The organism is Bacillus sp. CZDM1, assembly GCF_055502545.1.
Map to the genome: position 1 here is coordinate 439,823 of NZ_JBUESO010000002.1, position 21,004 is coordinate 460,826.

Annotated in this window: 25 protein-coding genes and 1 pseudogene; 11 read left to right on the forward strand and 15 right to left on the reverse strand. The window is 37.0% G+C overall.

Translation table 11 applies throughout. From position 1 onward, the window contains the following. Positions 1 to 257: 257 nt before the first annotated feature. On the forward strand, positions 258 to 806 hold the full coding sequence (locus tag ACY3XC_RS06620) for a hypothetical protein (protein ID WP_464867853.1): 549 nt from the start codon (positions 258 to 260) through the stop codon (positions 804 to 806). A gap of 60 nt (positions 807 to 866) precedes the next feature. On the opposite strand, the gene ACY3XC_RS06625 is transcribed toward ACY3XC_RS06620, so the two are convergent. Next, positions 867 to 1,745, reverse strand: coding sequence for a proline iminopeptidase-family hydrolase (locus tag ACY3XC_RS06625; protein WP_464867855.1), 879 nt, complete (start codon positions 1,743 to 1,745; stop codon positions 867 to 869). Between the two features lie 168 nt (positions 1,746 to 1,913). On the opposite strand from ACY3XC_RS06625, the gene ACY3XC_RS06630 reads away from it, so the two are divergent. Continuing rightward, on the forward strand, positions 1,914 to 2,684 hold the full coding sequence (locus tag ACY3XC_RS06630) for a class I SAM-dependent methyltransferase (protein ID WP_464867857.1): 771 nt from the start codon (positions 1,914 to 1,916) through the stop codon (positions 2,682 to 2,684). Positions 2,685 to 2,740: 56 nt separating this feature from the next. Here ACY3XC_RS06630 and ACY3XC_RS06635 read toward each other — a convergent pair whose 3' ends face one another. After that, a complete protein-coding gene (locus ACY3XC_RS06635) occupies positions 2,741 to 3,463 on the reverse strand; it encodes a TerC family protein (RefSeq protein ID WP_464867859.1) in 723 nt (240 codons plus the stop codon). A gap of 178 nt (positions 3,464 to 3,641) precedes the next feature. Here ACY3XC_RS06635 and ACY3XC_RS06640 point away from each other — a divergent pair, with 178 nt between their 5' ends. The 3 genes from ACY3XC_RS06640 (at position 3,642) to ACY3XC_RS06650 (ending at position 4,847) form a co-directional block, all read left to right on the forward strand. Then, entirely contained in the window at positions 3,642 to 3,884 is a 243-nt protein-coding gene (locus tag ACY3XC_RS06640; RefSeq protein WP_179159668.1) for a glutaredoxin family protein, read from the forward strand. A 90-nt stretch (positions 3,885 to 3,974) separates the two neighbouring features. Next, a complete protein-coding gene (locus ACY3XC_RS06645; protein ID WP_179159667.1) occupies positions 3,975 to 4,232 on the forward strand; it encodes an HPr family phosphocarrier protein in 258 nt (85 codons plus the stop codon). Between the two features lie 144 nt (positions 4,233 to 4,376). Continuing rightward, a complete protein-coding gene (locus ACY3XC_RS06650) occupies positions 4,377 to 4,847 on the forward strand; it encodes a divergent PAP2 family protein (RefSeq protein ID WP_179159666.1) in 471 nt (156 codons plus the stop codon). Position 4,848: 1 nt separating this feature from the next. Here ACY3XC_RS06650 and ACY3XC_RS06655 read toward each other — a convergent pair. Beyond that, positions 4,849 to 5,644, reverse strand: a pseudogene (locus ACY3XC_RS06655) (MFS transporter). A 295-nt stretch (positions 5,645 to 5,939) separates the two neighbouring features. On the opposite strand from ACY3XC_RS06655, the gene ACY3XC_RS06660 reads away from it, so the two are divergent. Further along, the gene (locus ACY3XC_RS06660; protein WP_464867861.1) at positions 5,940 to 6,665 is read left to right on the forward strand and encodes a cell wall hydrolase; all 726 of its coding nucleotides are present in this window, start codon (positions 5,940 to 5,942) and stop codon (positions 6,663 to 6,665) included. Positions 6,666 to 6,705: 40 nt separating this feature from the next. Here ACY3XC_RS06660 and ACY3XC_RS06665 read toward each other — a convergent pair whose 3' ends face one another. Further along, positions 6,706 to 6,840 carry a hypothetical protein gene (locus ACY3XC_RS06665; protein WP_256989159.1) on the reverse strand — a complete coding sequence of 45 codons (135 nt, stop codon included), beginning with the start codon at positions 6,838 to 6,840 and terminating at the stop codon, positions 6,706 to 6,708. 168 nt (positions 6,841 to 7,008) lie between these two features. On the opposite strand from ACY3XC_RS06665, the gene ACY3XC_RS06670 reads away from it, so the two are divergent. Then, entirely contained in the window at positions 7,009 to 7,845 is an 837-nt protein-coding gene (locus tag ACY3XC_RS06670; protein WP_179159663.1) for an RMD1 family protein, read from the forward strand. 78 nt (positions 7,846 to 7,923) lie between these two features. Here the strand turns inward: ACY3XC_RS06670 and ACY3XC_RS06675 are convergent, their stop codons facing one another. The 3 genes from ACY3XC_RS06675 to sda all read right to left on the reverse strand — a co-directional run bounded on the left by ACY3XC_RS06675 (position 7,924) and on the right by sda (position 9,401). Then, positions 7,924 to 8,346 carry a DUF1801 domain-containing protein gene (locus tag ACY3XC_RS06675; protein WP_464867862.1) on the reverse strand — a complete coding sequence of 141 codons (423 nt, stop codon included), beginning with the start codon at positions 8,344 to 8,346 and terminating at the stop codon, positions 7,924 to 7,926. A gap of 100 nt (positions 8,347 to 8,446) precedes the next feature. After that, positions 8,447 to 8,935 carry a GNAT family N-acetyltransferase gene (locus ACY3XC_RS06680; protein ID WP_464867863.1) on the reverse strand — a complete coding sequence of 163 codons (489 nt, stop codon included), beginning with the start codon at positions 8,933 to 8,935 and terminating at the stop codon, positions 8,447 to 8,449. Positions 8,936 to 9,254: 319 nt separating this feature from the next. Then, positions 9,255 to 9,401 (reverse strand): sporulation histidine kinase inhibitor Sda, encoded by a 147-nt coding sequence (sda, locus tag ACY3XC_RS06685; RefSeq protein ID WP_464867864.1) that lies wholly within the window; start codon positions 9,399 to 9,401, stop codon positions 9,255 to 9,257. 143 nt (positions 9,402 to 9,544) lie between these two features. Here sda and ACY3XC_RS06690 point away from each other — a divergent pair, with 143 nt between their 5' ends. Further along, positions 9,545 to 10,246 (forward strand): Na-translocating system protein MpsC family protein, encoded by a 702-nt coding sequence (locus ACY3XC_RS06690; RefSeq protein WP_464867865.1) that lies wholly within the window; start codon positions 9,545 to 9,547, stop codon positions 10,244 to 10,246. Between the two features lie 136 nt (positions 10,247 to 10,382). On the opposite strand, the gene ACY3XC_RS06695 is transcribed toward ACY3XC_RS06690, so the two are convergent. The 3 genes from ACY3XC_RS06695 to ACY3XC_RS06705 all read right to left on the reverse strand — a co-directional run bounded on the left by ACY3XC_RS06695 (position 10,383) and on the right by ACY3XC_RS06705 (position 13,547). Then, entirely contained in the window at positions 10,383 to 11,195 is an 813-nt protein-coding gene (locus tag ACY3XC_RS06695; RefSeq protein WP_464867866.1) for a VOC family protein, read from the reverse strand. 73 nt (positions 11,196 to 11,268) lie between these two features. Further along, entirely contained in the window at positions 11,269 to 12,009 is a 741-nt protein-coding gene (locus tag ACY3XC_RS06700; protein WP_464867867.1) for a TerC family protein, read from the reverse strand. A 386-nt stretch (positions 12,010 to 12,395) separates the two neighbouring features. Continuing rightward, the gene (locus tag ACY3XC_RS06705) at positions 12,396 to 13,547 is read right to left on the reverse strand and encodes an MFS transporter (RefSeq protein ID WP_464868047.1); all 1,152 of its coding nucleotides are present in this window, start codon (positions 13,545 to 13,547) and stop codon (positions 12,396 to 12,398) included. Between the two features lie 136 nt (positions 13,548 to 13,683). Here ACY3XC_RS06705 and yeiL point away from each other — a divergent pair, with 136 nt between their 5' ends. Next, the gene (gene yeiL / locus ACY3XC_RS06710) at positions 13,684 to 14,346 is read left to right on the forward strand and encodes a transcriptional regulator YeiL (protein ID WP_464867868.1); all 663 of its coding nucleotides are present in this window, start codon (positions 13,684 to 13,686) and stop codon (positions 14,344 to 14,346) included. Positions 14,347 to 14,439: 93 nt separating this feature from the next. Here yeiL and ACY3XC_RS06715 read toward each other — a convergent pair whose 3' ends face one another. Beyond that, the gene (locus ACY3XC_RS06715; protein WP_464867869.1) at positions 14,440 to 14,910 is read right to left on the reverse strand and encodes a hypothetical protein; all 471 of its coding nucleotides are present in this window, start codon (positions 14,908 to 14,910) and stop codon (positions 14,440 to 14,442) included. 385 nt (positions 14,911 to 15,295) lie between these two features. On the opposite strand from ACY3XC_RS06715, the gene ACY3XC_RS06720 reads away from it, so the two are divergent. Next, a complete protein-coding gene (locus ACY3XC_RS06720; protein ID WP_464867870.1) occupies positions 15,296 to 16,306 on the forward strand; it encodes a 2-oxoacid:acceptor oxidoreductase family protein in 1,011 nt (336 codons plus the stop codon). Between the two features lie 18 nt (positions 16,307 to 16,324). Further along, complete coding sequence (locus ACY3XC_RS06725; RefSeq protein ID WP_464867871.1) at positions 16,325 to 18,637, forward strand: thiamine pyrophosphate-dependent enzyme; 2,313 nt, start codon at positions 16,325 to 16,327, stop codon at positions 18,635 to 18,637. Between the two features lie 253 nt (positions 18,638 to 18,890). Here the strand turns inward: ACY3XC_RS06725 and ACY3XC_RS06730 are convergent, their stop codons facing one another. The 4 genes from ACY3XC_RS06730 to ACY3XC_RS06745 form a co-directional block, all read right to left on the reverse strand. Next, a complete protein-coding gene (locus tag ACY3XC_RS06730; RefSeq protein ID WP_464867872.1) occupies positions 18,891 to 19,067 on the reverse strand; it encodes a hypothetical protein in 177 nt (58 codons plus the stop codon). Positions 19,068 to 19,088: 21 nt separating this feature from the next. Beyond that, on the reverse strand, positions 19,089 to 19,349 hold the full coding sequence (locus ACY3XC_RS06735) for a DnaA N-terminal domain-containing protein (RefSeq protein ID WP_464867873.1): 261 nt from the start codon (positions 19,347 to 19,349) through the stop codon (positions 19,089 to 19,091). A 71-nt stretch (positions 19,350 to 19,420) separates the two neighbouring features. Beyond that, on the reverse strand, positions 19,421 to 19,561 hold the full coding sequence (locus tag ACY3XC_RS06740; protein ID WP_464867874.1) for a hypothetical protein: 141 nt from the start codon (positions 19,559 to 19,561) through the stop codon (positions 19,421 to 19,423). Between the two features lie 175 nt (positions 19,562 to 19,736). After that, positions 19,737 to 20,990, reverse strand: coding sequence for an MFS transporter (locus tag ACY3XC_RS06745; protein ID WP_464867875.1), 1,254 nt, complete (start codon positions 20,988 to 20,990; stop codon positions 19,737 to 19,739). Between the last annotated feature and the right edge of the window lie 14 nt (positions 20,991 to 21,004).

A 21,004-nucleotide genomic window follows, 5' to 3' on the forward strand; every position in this document is an offset into this window, starting at 1 on the left:
GAGAATGTCCGAATATTTTATCCACCAGCCATTCGAAATTCTACACATCTACACCGAATTATACCATATTTTTCTTTTTTAGCCTTTTTCTTGTGTACTTTTGGACGAATAGTGCAGGAATCTTATTAACCAGATGCATATGCTGATAATGGAAATTTCAATTTAAAGGTGCGAATAGTGAAAACGATTCAAAAGAAATTCCATTATTTACACCATTAATATGATTGCAAACAAAAATAAATAAGGAGAGTAATCGAATGTCACCTAAGGGAAAGAATAAAAAGAAGCACCATAAGGATGAATCTTCAGACATCCATGTTGAGAACAAGAAGTTCGAAAAGAAGAAGCACCATAAGGATGAATCTTCAGACATCCATGTTGAGGACAAGCAGTTCGAAAAGAAGAAGTCCCGTAAGGATGAATCTCCAGACATCCGTTATAAGGACAAGTCTTTTAAAAAAAAGAAGTATCGTAAGGATGAATCTTCAGATATCTATGTTAGGGATACGAAGTCTAAAAAACAGAAAATTGATAATAACCAGCAAGTTGAATTTGTGTATTATGATCCATCTATTGTTCAAGATGTAGACTTATTTCGGTATCCGGCACAACAATCTGCCGTTTCACTTCAAAATGATGATGTTGAAGCAGTAGATCTTGTTGTCGAAGCTATAGAACAGGATGTAGAAGCTTTAGATCAGGATGATTTACAAGTAGCAGAACAAGAAGTCGAGGCTATAGATCAGGAATTACAAATAGCAGTAGAAGAAGTCGAAGCTATAGATCGGGATGGAATGAACGAGTAATAGTTAGTAAATTAGACATTGAACTAAAAAATCCACCAATATGGTGGATTTTTTTAAAAATTAATCAAGATCGATTTTATTAAAAAAATTTCTTACAACTTGTAAAAACTCTTCTTTTTCTTCAAAATAAGGCATATGGGCGCTGTTCTCATAAACATGAAAATCCCCATTTGGTACAAGGCTACTAAAGTACTCCGTTGATTCAGGTGTTGCCTCATCATATCTTCCACATGTAAATAGGATAGGACAGCTTATTTCATTCAATCTGGAAGTACAATCAAAAGACCTTAAATTACCTTTTACGCTGAATTCAGATGGACCCCACATAATATTATAGATTTCCGGATTTCGATATCCTGCTCCCTTTTTAACCCATTCAGGGTCTGGTTCTTCCTGTACCCGACAAACAAATGCTTTGTTAAATTCCTGAATGGCAGCTTTAAATTCCTCTGAATCGGTGGTTCCATTTTCCTCACATTGTTTAATTGTTTCTTGGACTTCTAAAGGAAGTTTTTTAAGATTTTCGATCTGGTCCTGTTCCCAACGCGGAGCACTAAGACAAGGACTTGAAAAAATAACACTCTTTACCCCGCTTGGTTTTGTTAAACAATATGCGGCCGCTAGGGTTGTACCCCACGAGTGACCTAAAATATGTACTTCGTCTAAATTTAAAGCTTCTCTTACCTGCGCTAATTCTTCCACAAAGCGGTCAAGCTGCCATAGGGATGTGTCAGTCGGGCGATCTGACCTTCCACAGCCTAATTGATCGTATAAAATAACAGGTCTATCTTCTTGGAGTGCCTGTAAACCTTCTAATGAGTAGCTTGATGAACCTGGACCTCCATGCAAAATGATGAGCGGAGTCCCTCCTGAATTTTTATTAAACTTTTGATACCAAACTCTTCCGCCAGTTACCTTTATGTATCCCTCTTCACGCATAAACCCTGCCCCCTTAATTGTAAAAAAAGTGTAAATAACAACTTTTTAGTATTATCTTATTTTATAATAATTTAGAAAACTTTTTAATCATTCAGTAATAATTTTTTTATTAGAATGTTTGAGCATACCTCATGACTACAAATTTAATAGATAAAGGAGAAATCGAAATTGAAAACTCAAAGCAACAAAGACAATTGGAATGCCACTCTATATGATCAAAACCACTCATTTGTTTCAAAGTACGGAAATAATCTTATTGATTTATTAGCTTTAAAAGAAGGAGAGAAAATACTTGATCTTGGCTGTGGGACAGGTGATTTGGCAAAAAAAATGTATGATATTGGAGGAAATGTTGTCGGGATAGACAATTCACAAAATATGATTAACCAAGCATTAGTGAAATACCCCGAAATAAAATTTGTCGTACGAGATGTGACAGATTTAGGGTTCAAATCGGAATTTGATGCAGTGTTCTCTAATGCAACTCTCCATTGGGTAAAACAGCCAAAATTTGGTTTGCAAAGCATTTATCGCAGCTTAAAATCTAGTGGAAGATTTGTTGCTGAATTTGGAGGTAAAGGAAATGTTCAGATTATTACCAATGAAATTATTAACCAAATAAATCAATCAGGAATTGAATTTAACATGGAACAAATCCCTTGGTATTATCCTAGTATTGGTGAATATACATCTTTGATGGAAGAAGCAGGGTTCAGGGTTACCTTTGCAGAGCACTTTGATAGGCCAACTCCATTAGATGGTGAAAATGGATTAAGGAATTGGATTAAAATGTTTGGAAATACTTTTTTTGAAGGTATTGATGACGAAAGAACCGAGAGTATAATAACAAAGGTGGAGAACAAATTAAAAGAAATTTTATATATAGATGGTAAATGGATAGCTGATTACAAAAGAATTCGTGTAATGGGATTGAAATAAATAAAAAAATGACTATCAATAGTACTCGCAACATGATAGTCATTTTCACCATACTTTTATCTAGTTGTCAGCTTTCCTTTCAAAAAATGTACAAGGAATGTCCCTATAAAGATTCCGATTAATATACTAAAGAAGATAACTTCGTGCATTTGGAAACCAAAGGCTGCTGCAATCATTCTTAATCCAATAATTCCAATTAAGATAAATGCAGTGGTTTCAAATTCAGGTATTCTTTCAATCAACGCTAGGAATAATTGTGCTACACCACGCATCATTAATATTCCTAAAATTCCGCCTAAAAAAAGGACCCAAACTTGATTTGATACACCAAACGCAGCTATCACACTATCGATACTAAACGCGATATCCATAAGCTCTACAGTTAAGACTGTGCTCCAAAAACCCACTTGTTTGGTTTGAATCTCATCCTCTCCATCTCTTTTGTTAATAAAGTGTTGGAGGACCAGCCAAAGGAGATAGTGACCGCCGACGATCTTGATCCAGCCAATATTAATTAAAGTAACACCAATTCCAATCGCAATTACCCGAAATAGATAAGCTCCTATAATACCATAGAAAAGTGCTTTCTTTCGTTGTTCTTCAGGCAAGTGCTTTACCAAAACAGCAAGTACTAACGCATTATCAGCTGATAATAACCCTTCTAGAATGACCAGGGTGCCAATGATTCCCCAACTTGCGGGATCTGTTAATACATCTACCAAGGCATCTAATGATAAAAATGAACCATAATTCGTTATGATTTCTTGTAAGAACTCCATCCCCTTGTTCCTATCTCCTTTTCATTGTTTTTCAATATATACAACAGCTTGTCTTCTTACTGTATATGTATGTTAAGTAAATGATTATATGAACACTACATGATGATAAACATGAAATGAGACTTTTATTAATGAAAAGTTTAAGATGGTAAATATAATGATTTAAGGAGGAATGGATATGCGTAAAGTTGTGATTTACACTCAAGAAGGCTGCGGTCCTTGTACTGCTGAAAAATTATGGTTAAAGGATAATGGGATTGAATTTGAGGATAGAAATATCAGAGAAAATCCTGCGTACCTTGATGAAATTGTTGAATTAGGGGCCTCTGCAACACCTGCTACTGTCGTTGAGGATGAAAATGGATCACAGGTTGTTTTGGGTTTTGATCAAGAGAAATTAAGTGAAATTCTAGGGATATAGCAGTACCAAGGGGACGCTGTCATATTTGGATTGAATCTTTCATACATAAAAGAGTGTGAATTAACCAGAATGATAAGGAGTGTTTCCTCAATGGTCTTAAAAACAATTCAACTAAACAGAAAGTCAGGTTTAGACAGTCGCGCAATAAACCAATTGGTTCAGGTAACGTCACAATTCGAGTCTGATATTTACCTTACCTACAATGGTCATAAAGTTAACTGTAAATCGATAATGGGCGTTTTATCTTTAGCTATCCCCTACAATGCCGAGATTAGTTTAGAAGCTTCGGGCTCTGATGATCAAGAAGCAATGCAACAATTAATAGCGACAATTGAAACATTAAATTAAAAACACCAAGGGGAAGGTTCTCCTGGCCTTTTTCGGCCAGAGGAACCTTCCCCTTGGTCCCATTTTCTTCATAACTCTTCCGGTTAAATAAGCGATTATTTGATACTATAATAGAGAACATACATAAATATCTAGGGGGTTATTATGTTATTATCCTGTCCTATTTTGGCTGCATTTTCAGGGATGTTCATTGCCCAATTCGTAAAAATTCCGATCCACTTTATAGCCTCAAAGGAATTAAGATGGAATTTAATGTTTAGTACTGGTGGAATGCCAAGTTCTCATACTGCCATGATTATTTCCTTAACGACTGTTATTGGATTGATGTCAGGATTTAAGTCAACTGAATTTGCTATTTGTGTTGTGGTTTCCGCAATCGTTATGCACGATGCGATGGGTGTTAGAAGGCATGCAGGATATCATGCTGAAATACTAAACACCCTCTTATCTGATTTTAACAGTCTGATTGAAACGCTAAAAGACCCCAATTTAAAGAAACCGGAGTCTAGAGAAAAATTAAAAGAATTACTAGGGCATCAGCCAACAGAGGTCTTTTTTGGTGCAATAACTGGCATCATTGTTGGCTTCATTACATACTATTTATATCCTTTTTAAATTACTTCTCGGTTACGACTTTCGTTTTCAGCTCGCGATTTAAATCATTAGACTTCCAATAAGCCATACCTGTTGCAGCGAGAAGTAAAATACCCGTTACAACGAAAACCGTTTGAACAGGAAAAAAACCACCGAGGATTCCGCCGATTATCGGGCCAATCATCCCGCCTATCTGGTTAGAGGTTTGATGTAAACCAAATGCCCGGCCGCGGAAATCTTTTGGTGTTGACCTAACCACCAGGCCGTTTAGTGCTGGGAATACGGCACAGAAAAAGATACCAAATATGACATTCCTGCACTGCCAAACGCCACTCTATTCCCTACTAAGGAAGCAATTCCTCCACCTAATAAAGGACCAACAATTCCCCCAGATGCTGAAGCGGAGGATATCATAGATAATGCATATCCAACTTTGTTGCTAGGGGTATTGGTTCCGACAAGAGCAATGGCTCCGGGAATGAAGCCACTTAGCAATCCTTGCGTAATTCGTAACCCTAATAGCTGATATGGATTTGTAACAAAAGCAGTTAACGTATAAACAACAAATAAAGCTAATCCTGCTCGGATCAGCAACGGCTTTCTTCCATATTTATCTGCCACTCTCCCCCAGAACGGAGAAGCAATCGCTCCGGCAAAAAAAGCAGCACTAAATAACAGACCCGACCAAACTTCTGTATGTTCATGCACACCAATTTGAAGCAGGAAAATAGGCAAAAACGGGAAACCATGGAGAAACTAGCTGAAGTGAAAAATACCCCAATCCATAGCACCCACAAATTACGCTTCCAAATTAGCATGTAAATCCATCTCCAATATATTTATTAATTTAATATGGTATATCGTATCACAATGCCTATATATTTTCATTTCCGAAATACCAAGGCCGGAAGAACCCTCCCCTTGGTTCCAAGATCTTCCTCTATACCGCAAAAATGGGTTGAATATGACAGGATAATAGGCATATTGTCATATTGTCACCTCTACTGTAATGTTGTTCATCAAACTATAAAGAAATGTAACCTTATCGTTCTGTATAACGTGTGCCTGCCCATGTTAGTGTTATATCATACAAAACAACAGGAGGTAGCACACATGAAAAACACTTATTTTAAAAAAGTTGCGGTAGCTTGTGTAGCTACATTTGCATTTATAGGAGTACACAATCCTACAGTTGAAGCGATTACGGAATATCAAGTTGTAAATGTAGACAGCCTAACTGAACTTGGACAAGCTTATGCATATGGTCCAATCATGTATGAAATGAAACAAGAAAATAGTGAATTCGATGACGAAAAAGAATTCATTCCCTATAAACCGGACCTTTTTGAAAAACAATCTGAAGAAAAAAAGGTGGACGCAGCCGTTACTACTGAACAGGAAACATCAGAGCCTGAAGTAGTAAATCCAGAAACAGAACCAGAACAAGATCCAGAAACACCAGCGGTTTCTATTTCAAATGAAGAGAAAGATCTATTTGCAAGATTAGTAGAGGCAGAAGCAAAAGGTGAATCTTATGAAGGAAAAGTAGCCGTTGCAACTGTGGTATTAAACCGAGTGGATTCACCTGAATTTCCAAATACAATATCAGGAGTAATCAATGAAGTAGTCGGTGACGCTTATGCCTTTTCACCCGTTCAAAATGGTGAAATTAATAATCAAGCATCAGATGAATCAATTCGAGCAGTTGAAGAAGCATTAACTCGACAAGATCGATTGAATGATAGCGTATATTTTTATAATCCAGATATCGCAACGGATACATGGATCACTACCCGTGAAGTAGTAAAAACAGTTGGAAATCATGTATTTGCAAAATAGAGTAAAGAGCCGTCATTTTTAAACGGCTCTTTTTTTGTTTTTATTTGTCTTTTTCGTAAGCAATAACCACTACTTCTTTATTCGCTTGGTCGCTAAGCTTTTCTTCAAGTGATTTGATTTCACTCACTAAATTTGATGACAAGTCAGCTGCAACATAGTCCTTTAATTCATCCATCAACATCTCTCCTTTATATTTTATTATTTGTGTTTACGGAGAAAGTATTACATTGTATTTAAAAAGTAGCTATGTATGTAACATATACATAGCTACTTTTTTCACTAACCCTTCATTAATTTAACACTATGGTTCATATACTAAATAAAAAAGAAGAGAGTGGTGAATATGAGAGATTTAACCTTTAAAGCCTTTGCGATAACACATGAAATAGATTTAAACAAAATTGCCATTCATTGTGGGATACCGAAGAAATTCACCTGGGAGGAGCCGTTAATTTTAAAAGGTGATATATTAAAATCAATCCTCTTCCAAAATGTAGACGAATCTCAAATGGTCCTTGTTTTTTCCTTTGGCAGCATTGTTTTCATTAATCATTCTACTCCAAATGAAGTAACCGCTTTTTTAAACTACCTCCACTCCTTCGAGCCGGACATTGATGTCAAAAGTGTAGACAGATATAGCGATGATTACAGCTTGCACATCAAGGAAACCGAAAGCATTGAGTTAACAGACGAGTATGTGGTCGTTCCTGAATATGAAAGTTACTATCCTGAATTAATTTCTACTGTCCTGGCAAAATCGGTGGCATTGGAAAAGACCGAGGAACAGCTGGGTCAAATTAATGATAAACTCGAAACGATGATTGACCGTCTGGAGAAAGGCAAGCTGAGAATTGGAAATAAGGAATTAGCTAGAACGACGGCTAAAATTATCCGTCACGAGTATAATACCCTTGCTTACATCATGATTCTTGATAAGCCTGATATCACTTGGACAAGCAGTACAGCAGGTGAATTTTATGACAGGATGCTGGAGTTCTTCGAATTAAATGATCGGTATAAAATCTTGAAAAGTAAAACGGAAATTCTTTACAACATAATGGATGGATTTTCGACCATCAGTCACTCGATTCGCGGACTATTCGTCGAATGGATTATTGTCATCCTCATCCTATTTGAAATTGTTCTTTCACTATTAGGAATAGCCGGCTTACTTCCTTGATAATGACTCTTTAAGGAAAATGAAATAGAGTCCCTTCTTCTGCAATCGCTAGGATTGTAAATAAGGGACTCATCTGCGTTATATGGAAGAATACATTTCTTTTAAAAAGGATACGGATTCATTAATTAATGCTTTTAAAACATCTACATCAATATCTGCAACTTTATTAACGTACACACACGCTTTCCCTGTAGTGTGTTTACCAAACTGTTTTAATAATTCTTCCCTTTTTGGTTCACCTGGTGCAAAGTATAAACTAATTTTGGCTTTCCTCGGGGAAAAGCCGACTAGCGGCGCATCACCTTCATGACCAGATTCATATTTGTAATGGTAGGATCCAAAACCAATAATACTTGGGCCCCACATTTTCGCTTCAAATCCGGTAGTCTCCGTGAAAATATCCAATAATCTGTATGCGTCTTCACGTTTTTTAGGACTCTCCACTTGTTCGATAAATTCAATGACACTATTGTCCGTTTCTTTTGTTTTTAATTCGTACATATGTTTCACGCCTTTCCTTAAAAAGTCTTCCAATTATTACTTTGGATTTCTGTGAAATCTCCATATGTAATAAGTTCATATTCAACTTATAAAAACTGCATTATTGCAATTTTTTAATCATGTTGTACCATGTTACCCCGCCGTGCTCTGATTTTGAAACACCCCTATTTTTATACCCTAAATTTTCATAAAATTGAATTAAATCTTCTTTACAAGTTAATGTTATACTTTCACGTTTTTTTGATAATGCATCATTTTCAAGATGTCCTAGTAATGCTGTTGCCACACCCCGGGTTTGGAAATGAGGAGTCACTGCTACACCTAAAACCGTTTGATGCCCGCCAAATGCTGGATTTGCCTTAATCTCATCAAACAGATCATCTGTAATAAATTCCGTTTCAATCACTGGGCCATTGACTAAACCCACAATCACCCCACACTCTTCCGCCACAAAAAAACTATCTGGAATTAATTGAATACGTTTTTTAAACGCTTCTTCCGTTGCTGCTTCTTCTATAGGAAAGCAAATTTGTTCAATAATTACAAGGTCAGGTAAATCATTCATCGTTACGTTACGGATAATTAACATTTCTAGCACTCCATTATCAAAAATATATTTTCAGATTTTCTCTGTCCAGTTAATATTTTTTTACTAATTCTCATTATATAGAATTATACAAAACTATTAAATGAGATATTAGGGAAAATAACCACTTAATCAAAATTACTATAAGAAAAAGCTAGACTAATGCCTATCTTTTTAAAAAGTATAAGTAGTCTGATATTTTTATAGCCACTTTTTCAATAAAAGAAGTGAAGAGCAAGAAGCCATTCGCTGGTCTTATTGCATTCCAACTTATTTACAGTTGGAAGAAGGTTCAAATAATCGTAAGTCAAAAAGCTATGGTTTATACCATTCTTTCAACCTTATCTAATTGTATCCCTCTTCTATCTATTTCTTCTTCTAACAATTTTATAAAATCCTCGTCTAGCTTTAGCCTTACTGCACTATAGTATGTGTCTATTAAAACCTTGTTGCCCATGCTTGAAAACATATCCTACTCCTCAAAGCGAATGGCTTTCTGTCCCTTCACCTACTAACATTATATTTTTATTCGAAGGTACAAACCATGCTAATTATTTCCAATAAAAAGGGTAACCTAGGGTATACGACCTAGTTTTAAAAGGAGACACGATTATGGAAACAGAAACATATAAAAAAACAACCGAGCTAAGCAGTTACATTGGTAAAATCCTTCGAGACAATTTTGGTAAAGGTCCAGAATCGGTGCACGTTTCACTAGGTAAAACCTTTATTATTTTCTATATTCGGAATTTCTTATCTCCAACAGAAAAGGTACTTATGAATCAAAAACAAGATGAAAGTGTTCAGCAAACTAGGGATTTAGTTATGCAAACACTGATTCCTGAAATAAAAGCCTATATAAAGATTGTTACCGGTATGGAAATACGAGAATTTTACTATGACTGGGGTTTACATAATAAATCCGCGATGTTCACAGGGATATGTAATGATTTAACGGCTATCAATGCACCTATTAAAGAAGAATTTACAGGTAAAGCTGAACTGATTACAGAGATTATTAATTTAAGCTCCGAATCAGAAAAGAAGCCCGAAGAGATTTATGCCTGCCAATTGAATCATCGGACTGTTCTTATTATACGTAATGGAATATTGGTTAGAATTGAAAAGCAGTTAATCAGACAAGGAATGCGAGAACAGCTTAGGTTAGCAAAGCGAACGCTCGAAAAAGGATTGCTTCATAACAATAACCATTTTGAAGGGATCTTGAATACCAAAGTCATCGATATTTTTGTCGACTGGGACTTTGATTTAGATAAGAGTGTTATTGTTTTGGTCACCAATCCAACAAAATAATATAATAGCGATGAAAAAAATCAGAGGCAAAGTGCACTGTGATTTTTTTTATTACATTTTTGCTGTATTCATGAATATTTCCATGATCCTATTTTTATGAGAATCCATTTCAAACTGAGAATTATGAATGGTCTAACTATTTAAATCTCCAATAGCCATGTAACAGTTTAAAAAAGCTGATTTGGTTGGTTTCATTTAAGCTCACTAGAAAAGGTGTTTCCCCTCTTTCCTGTAAAGTTATTTCTGCTGGTCCTTTTCCAAGCGGTGTGCAGAATAAGAGATGGGTTCCAGGTAATTCTAATGTTTGACAGCGTGCATGTAAGACATCGTTCCTGAATTCTTCACCCGGGGTTAGATTTAATAACTTCCCCCAAGTTGTTATCGTTTCTTCTAAATCCCTTACAACAAATCCAACACTTTCAAGTTTTGAATTTTCGCCAGTATGCCTTCCTGCCATTCCTTTTTTCTTAAACGAAGACAATCTTTCCTCATCACTTTTTTCCCATTGGATGAAAAATGGAAATGAAAGCTGATTAGGTTGGTCCTCGATGAAAAGAAGATTCCACTTGATCTCTTCTTCGCTTGCAGTTACACGTTTTCCTGGAAGTGGACCATGTACGGTAAAACGTTCTTTTCTTAGCTTTGTGGCTAATTCGTTTATCCGATCTGTACGAATCGCTATTTTAGCAGGACCTTCTCGATTCTCTTTAGCTAGCTGCTGAACAATTTGGGTAATTAATCGATTCTCATCATGTTGTTCAGCAATTGATAACTGTTCAATCCCCAAAAATTCTATATAGCTTAAATCAAAATAACTGAGTGTATTATAGGTTCCCCATGATTCATGACGGCCGCCATGAACCACTCGGATTCCTTGTTCTGATAGAGGTTGTATCGCATTTTCAGGTTTATGTTTAAACCAAACTAAATGATCAAATGATAATGTCATATTGCTCCCCTTTCCAAATACATAAAAAAATGGCTTGATATGATTCCAAGCCATTTCTGTATAATGTTGTTCCTTACGTAGACTGTCCTGTTTTCTTACCAGATAAAAACCAGCCGCCTAATGCAATAAGGAGCATAACAGACCAAAAGATGGTATTCCAAATCGGTCCTTCTACAAAATCATGAGGAATAATGTGTAATGCTGGATGTGCAAGGGTATGCATTAACAGCTTAACTCCGACCCAGCCAACAAGTAACATCGCTGCTGTTTCGAGGCTAGGGCGTTGTGTCAGGACTTTAACAAAGAATCCAGCTGCAAATCGAATCACGATTAATCCAGCGATTGCACCGATTAAGATGACAATAAATTGCGCGCCATCCATTCCTCCGATTTCGCCCATTGGCGTACCGGGTAAGGCGATAACAAGAGCGACTGCAGCTAAAATTGAATCAACTGCAAAGGCTATATCGGCTAATGCAATTTGAGCTACAGTAGCTCGGTAACTTTTTCCTGCTTTCTCTTTACCGCCATGATCCTTTTTAAGCAAATGTTTTAATGCGATGAAGATTAAATACGCAGCCCCTATCGCTTGAATCCACCAAACATGAAACAAAAACGAAATAATAAAAATAGCACCAATCCTAAATACAAAGGCTAATAATAACCCAATATTTATCGCCTTTTTTTGCTGTTCCACTGGCAAATGCTTCGCCATAATCGCTAATACCAAAGCATTATCTGCAGATAATAGGCCTTCTAACAAAATCAAAATAAGTAAAACCCATCCATACTCTACTAACAAAGAAAATTCCATTTTATCCCCCTATGTAAGTTTGCAGCGTAATAATAGTATAAATTATGTTTACTCTATATTAGTACTATTTTGCACAAATTCATTGATAAAAAATTCCATTACATAAATAAATTTAATATTACACGTGGGAACGAAATGCAATTGAATAATCGGAGGTTTACTCTTGGATAAGAGGATTTACTCTCACATAACAGAAAATACTCTCGGATAGGCAGATTTACTCTCACATAACTAAATTTATTCTCGGATAAACATATTTACTCTCACATAACGAAAATTACTCTCGGATAAGCAGATTTACTCTCACATAACAGAAAATACTCTCGGATAAGCAGATTTACTTTAATAAAAATACCTCCCATTTGAAGTAATGGGAGGTGTATTTGTTAATATTGATACTTTGTTCGGGTCGCTAATAAAATAAATATCGCTGGTACCGTACAGATGATCATTGATAAAAACGAAAGTGTAGGTGAGACTTCGTATAAAAAGCCTCCTATCAGTGTTAAAACTGCCGTACTAAAGCTTAATGCTAGTGCTGAATAAATTCCTTGTGCATTCGGTATTTGCTGTTTTGGTAAATTTTTCGTGATATAAAGCATAAACGCGTAATGAGCTACACCAAAAGAAAGTGCATGCAAGCTTTGTGAAATCATAAAAATCCATACATTAGGAAATACAAATACGAGAACCCAGCGTAAAGTGGATCCTGTAGCAGCAAGAATTAATAATGATGAAGGCTTCCATTTTTTTAAGATGTGATCTGCCTTCAAAAAGTAAATAATTTCAAATATAACTGCAATATTAATGATCATTCCGATGTAAAATTTATTCACACCTAAATCCTGCAAATAAATATAACCATAATTATAATAAGAAGCATGTGCCCCTTGCAGCAATATGACAATAAGTAGAACTATCGGAAAACTTTTTATCTGCCATAAACCTTTGAATGTAAGTGACCCCTTGCGCTCCTTCACAGTCGGCTTTACTGCTAATACTGCAGGTGTCGGCAACAGGTGCATGAATAGCATCAAACAAAGCCCTATTACCATACTAGTTAGAATAGCTTGTTCCCCGAAAAACCCCGTTACCATACTAATGATGAGCACAGAAACAATAAAGCCAATAGAACCATACGATCGACTTTTTCCATAATGAACGTCACCTTGTTGGACCAAGTTTCCTGCTGCTGTATCAAGAGCAGGAAGCAGTGGTGGAAAAGCGGCACTAAAAAACAACGTTACAACCAAAAGTGTGACAAAGGACGAAGAAGGTATATAAAGGATTGCAGCAACAAGTGAACTCGCTGTCAGAACAAAAACAACGGTTTGACTGCTCATAAACTTAGATGCTAGTGGAAAAGCAAACAGCGATGATACCCCTCGTGCTAATAAGCCGAATCCCATAATGATACTCGCTTCGGTTACACTGAGTCCTTTTGCTTGTACGAGCCATCCAGTCCAATAAGGTAAGAATATTCCCCAAGTTAAGAAAAATACAAAAAAGTTCAGTGACATCCAGCGTTGATTACTCATTACTAACTTTCTTGGATTTGTTAAATGTTTAAGTGTTTGTTGATTATTCAAGTTTGACCCCTCCGTATCCATTGCATCATAGCACGTAAATACTTACAATAATATGAGATATCTCATATTTTTTACGGAGGTAGAAATGCAGTTTTTAATCGAACCAATGCGAAGTTTCTATATTGAAAAATATCCTATTGAATCGCTCTTTTCCTTTCCGATTACCCCTTTTATCCAGGTGTGTCAGTTTGAACGAGGTGAATTTATCTTTAAGGAGGGATCCTATCCTGACTATATGTTCTATCTCGTTGAGGGAAAGGCGAAATTATATGTCACTCAAAAAAATGGTAAAGTGTCACTCCTTAATTTTTTACATGCTCCAACCTTCATGGGAGAAATTGAATTATTAAATGCGGAACGTTATTCGAAAGGTATTCAAACAGCAACTAAGGTAGTTTGTCATGCCATACCCATACATGCCTGTAAAGATAAACTATTAAAGGACGCCACTTTTTTAAAATATTTATGCATTTTTTTAAGTAAAAAGCAGACGATGTTTACATCTAGGTATGCGCAGAATCAAGCATTTCCGCTGATTAACCGGCTTGCTGCCTTCATCCTTTTATCAGCAGACCATGATTTATACAAGGAAAAACACACAGAAGTATGTGAATATCTTGGTGTCTCCTACCGCCATCTACTTCATGTATTATCTCAATTATGCGATGCAAATATCATCGAAAAACAATCACGCTGCTACAAGATTCGAGACAAAGAACGGCTGCAAGAATTAGCAAAAGAAGTTTAATTTCCTCATTAGTACCAGTAAGTAAAAAAAGTCGATCTCTATTTTATAGGGAATCGACTTTTTATAAAAAGAACAGTTTCTAAATGCTGGAATTTAACGGTCTCTCAAAATATCATCTACGGTCATTTTCATTGAATAGATAACCGTTTTTTTATAGTGTGCAGCTAAAAGAAGGACTCTAATTTGTTGGGATCGGGATAATTGTTTAAAACGAGGTTCTTGCTTTAAAAAGGACCGTACGATGGACCAGCTTGATGGCATTAGCGGAAAATCATCTAGCGGTTGTTTCCTTCTTAAACGATGAAACCAAGTTAATCTTCCGGAAGGAGTACTTTTATCAACGATACATGGAGCATAAATACTTTTTGTGTGTTTTCGAAGCGATTCATAACGCTCTTGCCCGCTTATGATTGTGTAGTTGTTATCTTTTCGATTTTTTCTGACGACCAAAACAAACATACAGTCCCACATCAATCTTTGCAGTTTCTTTACGTGTTCAGTAATTTTTAGTGATACATCTGGCTTGATTTTACTCAGGGGTATATACTGAATCGTAAATTTCACTAACATCCCCTCCTGTTCGTAGTAAATTCTTACCGAAAACACGGATATCACAACAGGTTTGGAGAAATATTTATTCTAACTTAAATCAGTATATGTATGAACTGGGCTCAAGTGACCTAGAAACAACTCCCCCTATTATGATCATCTTTAAAACCCTCCTCACCAATCTGGTTGTTATATAACAAAACTCTTTCTGTACTATATCACGTCATCAATTTAAACATTGTATTCAAACAACAACTCCAACACCATTAGGGGTAATACCCTTCGTTAGAAATATCTGTTGTAATTGTTTTTGTGCCCTGTTACAATAGAAATAACTTAATATATAGAATATTTATAATATTCTATACTAAACTCCGTTTTACAGATAGGGGGAATACATTTGTCAAAATTGCAAAAAACAAATGATCTAGGTTTTTTTGAAATCCGTCTTGAGTCGATTGGCGGTTTAGGAGCTAATCTGGCAGGAAAAATGCTTTCCGAGGATGGAGTTGTTGGAAACGGACTAAATGGAATCGGTTTTTCATCATACGGTTCAGAGAAAAAAGGCTCTCCAGTAAAAGCACACATTCGTTTCTGTGCACCGGAAACAAACATTCGAGACACCACACCAATAGAACGCCCTCATGTTGTCGGCATTTTCCATGATGCCCTGTTTAAGACCATCGATTGTACAAGCGGGATCTATCCAGACAGTACAATCCTAGTAAACTCACAAAAATCCCCTGACGAACTTAAGAAACTCATGAAAATTACAGGCGGTACCATTGCCATTATTGATGCAACTGGAATCGCTTTAGATGAACAAACAAAAGCCAACACCGCTATGCTGGGTGCACTTTATCGGATTTTGGACTTTTTAGACCCTGATTCGATGAAACAAACGATTCGGCGAACCTTTGAAAAAAAATATCCACACCTGGTTGAGCCAAATATTCGGACGTTTGACCGTGGGTTTGATGAAGTAGAATTCAAAACCTACCTTCCGGATGATGGAGTGGAACCTATCCCTTTTTCAAGACCAGTACCAGTGCTTGGATATGAAACTCAGGCACTCGGCGGTATGATTCTAAATCCAGGTAACAGCATGTTAAAGGATTTAAGTATTTCACGCGCTGGGATGCTCCCCCATTTTCACGAGGATAAATGCATTAATTGTGCTGCATGTGATACAGCCTGCCCAGACTTTTGCTTTGTTTGGGAGGAAAAACCAGACAAAAAAGGCCGTCCACAAATGTTCCTCAGTGGTATTGACTATCAATACTGTAAAGGCTGTTTAAAATGTGTAACGGCTTGCCCTGTGGAAGCGCTCTCAGGGGAAAGAGAATACAATGACGGCTATGCAGACAAAAACCGTGTACCCCATCTATTTGATTTAGTCACTCAAAACTAATGGAAAGGAAGGGATCTTATGTCCATTGAAATAAACCAGGAAAAGCTCAAAACTGAAAAAGAATGTGTTGAGCAAAGTTTTGTCTTTGAATCTGGCAATGAAATGGCTGCCTATGCAGCACATCAGATTAATTACCATGTAATGGGATATTTCCCTATCTCCCCTTCCACAGAGGTTGCTCAATTCCTCGATGGGATGAAATCTAGAGGCGAACATGATATCGTTTTGATTCCTGCAGATGGAGAACATGGTTCAGCGGGAATATGTTACGGGGCTTCTACTGGAGGCGGACGAGTTTTTAACGCAACGAGCGCTAATGGATTTCTTTATATGTTAGAGCAGCTCCCTGTTCAATCCGGAACCCGATTTCCAATGGTATTAAATTTAGTTAACCGCTCTGTATCCGGTCCATTAAATATCCATGGAGATCATTCTGATTTATATTTTGGTTTGAATACCGGTTGGCCAATCTTGATGGCACGTGATCCACAAATTGTCTATGATATGAACATTATTGCGATAAAACTAGCAGAAGATCCAGCCGTTAGACTGCCTGTTATCGTTTCATTCGATGGGTATTTCACCTCCCACCAAAAACGCCGGGTACAGGTGATAAAAAATAGAAGTGATGTTCAAAAATTTATCGGGGAGAATCCTACGAACTTCCCTCATGCCTTAGACCGTGAGAATCCTGTTACCATCGGTCCTTATATGAATGAACCGGACTATATTAATAACTGCTATCAACAATCTGAAGCGATGTACAATGCCGAGGTTGTTTTTGAAAGAATTTCAAAAGAATATGCAGAATTAACCGGTCGGGAATATCCAATCCTTGATTTATATCGTATGGAAGATGCTGAGGTGGCAGTATTTATGCTGAATTCAGCGGCAGAGGTTTGTAAAGACGTGGTCGACCGCCTTCGCATAAGGGGGATAAAAGCTGGGGTGATTTCTCCAAATATGATCCGTCCCTTCCCTCAAAAACAATTAGCGGAAGCCTTGAAAAACATTAAGGCCGTTACCGTCGGTGACCGTGCAGACTCATACGGAGCACATGGCGGCAATATGGCGCTCGAATTAAGAGCTGCCTTGCAAACCGTTGGTAATGCACATACAAAAGTAATCAACCGCATCTACGGATTAGGCGGAAAAGACTTTTATGCAGACGATGCTGAACATTTTTTCCAATTGGCTATAGATGCTGCGGAAAAAGGCTTTGCAGAAAAGCAGTTTGACTACTTTGGGCATAATCCAGGGGACCCAGAATTTGCTCCAAAACGTGTTCTAAATCCCATGAAAAAAGAAGACTTGAACACGGGGTTAATTACGGTAACTCCTGATGAAAAAACCGGTGAACTAAAAGTGAAAATTCCGCCAATGCGGAGTCTAACGAAGAAACCAAAACGTCTTGCTTCTGGTCACGGCGCTTGTCCAGGCTGCGGCATCTTCTCTGGATTGGAATTGTTCTTTAAAGGAATTGAAGGAGATATTGTCGCTTTATTCCATACAGGTTGTGCGATGGTAGTAACAACAGGCTTCCCATATAGCTCTCATAAAGCCACCTACATCCATAACCTTTTCCAAAATGGCTCTGCTACCCTTTCCGGTCTGGTAGAAATGTTCCATGAAAGAAAGAGACGCGGTGAGTTGGCAGAATTAGGTCTAAGTGATGACTTTACCTTTGTTATGGTTACCGGTGACGGTGGAATGGATATTGGTATGGGCCCTGCAATTGGAACGGCTTTACGTAATCATAAAATGATTATCCTTGAGTATGATAATGAGGGTTACATGAATACAGGCAGTCAGCTCTCCTACTCTACTCCGATGGGACATATGACGAGTACATCGAATATTGGCGGCTTCCAAAATGGAAAGCCATTCCATCACAAGGATACCGCTCAAATCATGGCTGCTACGCATATCCCATATGTATTTACGGGGACAGAAGCATTTGACCGGGACCTCTTAAAGAAAGCCGCGAAAGCACAGTGGTATGCGAATAACGAAGGCTTGGTATATGGAAAAATCTTAATTACCTGCCCATTGAACTGGAAATCAAAGGATGAATTAGGTCAAACAATCGTAGAGGCTGCGGTTAACTCCTGCTTCTTCCCTCTTTATGAAGTGGAGCATGGCATTACAACTGTTACCTATAACCCCGAGGAAAAAAATAAAAGATTAGCTGTATCTGAATGGCTGAAGCTAATGGGTAAAACGAAACACTTACTCAATGAAAATAGCAAAGACATGCTGGAGATGTTTGATAAGGAAGTAGACCGCCGTTGGAATATGTTGAAAGCGAAGCATGAGAGTCCATATCTATAAAAAAATCCCAGGTGATGGCAAATCACTTGGGATTTTTAATTCTAGGATTTATTGTTACCCAAATTACACATATTTTTCAATTACAGGTACAATAGTGAGTTTATTGTTACCCAAATTCTTATATCCTCTTATATTGGGGCACAATCCTCTATTAATTCTTACCCAAATCTCCGTCTCCTCAAATATTCGGTCACCATTATGATGGTTTACAAAGGTCCCCTCTGAGTAGGTAATCCCTTTATCAACACCAATTTTAAATGTTAACTTCTAGCATCTTAATCTCGTTTTCTATCTTGAAAATTCTAACACGTTCTTGTTGAATATTCTTTTCAATTTCTTCTGGCGATAAGTTTTCTTCAAGGATTTGTTTAACCTCTTCTATTGTTTGGCAGTAATAAACATCTTTTAAAAATCCTTTGCTAATAACCATGTAATTAGGTGTTGCCTTCACCTATTTAGCTGAAATAAATTTTATTTCTTCCCCAATATAAGAAAATTTAAAATCATAAATCTCATCAGTAAGTTCCTTGACTGTTTTAGAAATTAAGTTTTCATAGCGGTACTTTAACCAGTCGGCAGCGAATTTGTTTTTAGCTATAACAGTTATGACATGATCATCGATTTTTGCAATGGTACCTGACAGCCAGGTATCAAAACTTGGTTTGGAAATTTCTTCACTAATATTCAATAGAACTTTAGTCCATAAATCCATTTACCACAACTCCTTATTACTCGAATTTTTCTTGCTTTTTACCATACATTATCCCACTTTTTCAACAAAATTTATTCTTCATCCTTCTCATCCTCTTCATCAATAACCCATTCAATCGTATAATAGGAATCCAATAAAGCTTCCTTAAATCCCCAACCTTCAGGTGCTGCGGACACGACGTTATCTAATCTAGAAAAAAATGCATCATACAATTCTGAATTCACCATTGAAATATATAGATACAATTATATTATACAAAAATTTTTTATTGGGTGTTAACAGGAATTAGTACAACTTCGAACAGTCCAGTTTCTATCGTTTCCTGATTGCTTTGCCATCATATTTTCCGCCCCTTCAACTAAAAAAGGCAACCCATGGTTACCTCGTTTACATCACTTCATTTCTCTTTTTCAAATACCGATACAAAATAATACTAAAAACAGAGCACAATAACCCACAGACTCCAATGAAGATAAATCCAGCTTGAAATCCTCTCATTAAGCCCATTTCAGCTCCTTGTAAACTGGTAAACCATCTTTTAAAAAATTCAATCAGCGCACCTAAGAATAAATTACTGATGACTACTACAATGCCCATAATGGTTACCGTAACGGTAATCGCAGCGTCAATCCCATTAGGATATCTTTTTGCGAGAAGCGCCATTACCGTCGGATATACGGGTGCAATCCCAAAGCCAGCTGCACCATATAACCATACCCCTGAAGGGCCGAATAATGTGGCCAGAATGGTCGTAATTCCAGCAAGACCGGAAAAAACAATGATTGAGATCATAAATCCAATTTTATCGGTGATAAAACCTAAAATTAACCTTCCTACCATAAAACAAAGAAAAAAGATGGATAGCATGCCAGACGCCGCCGTTGAACTCCATTGAAATGATCTCTCTAGAAAGTTAACAAGCCAGCCAGCAATCGAAAGTTCTACGATTACTCCAAATGAAAGAATGATAATAATGAACCAAGCTACCCGATCCTTTAAAAACATCTTAATAGGCAGGCGTTCATGAGTTGTTGTTTTATCAACTGGAAGTGTACTAAAAAATGCAGGGATCATAGGGATGATACACAAGGAGAGCATGAAAAAATACATTCCCTGCCATCCTAGCTCTTGCCCCCCGAAAAATGTCACACCCATCAAGCCCGCAGCCATCAATGGAGCAGCCGTCGAACTAAGTCCATAAAAGAAATGAGATAGATTCATCATAAAACCAGTATTTTTTGTAAAAATTCTTGCCGCCAAAATCGCCAACGCAATTTCTAACATCCCGTTACCTAAATACATAATGAAATAAGAAACGGAAAAAATGGCAAAATTACTAGAAAAGTAAATAAAAACACCTGAAATAGCCATAGTTCCAAAGGCTAGCAGACTCGTAAGCTTAATGCCTGCTTTTGATGAAAAAGCACCAGTAAAGCTGCAAGCTATTAGAAAACCAATAGAATTGATGGCCAGCAGAAAACCAACCTGCAATTCATCGATTCCATAATCGATTTGCATTTGTGGTATTGCTGGTCCTTTGATATTCTCAGATAACCCAAAAACGAGGTACCCAAGAAAAATAACAAAAAACGAAAGTGGTATGTATTTCTTTACCGGTTGTGTTTGTGGCAATGTTTGCATAGTATATATCCCTT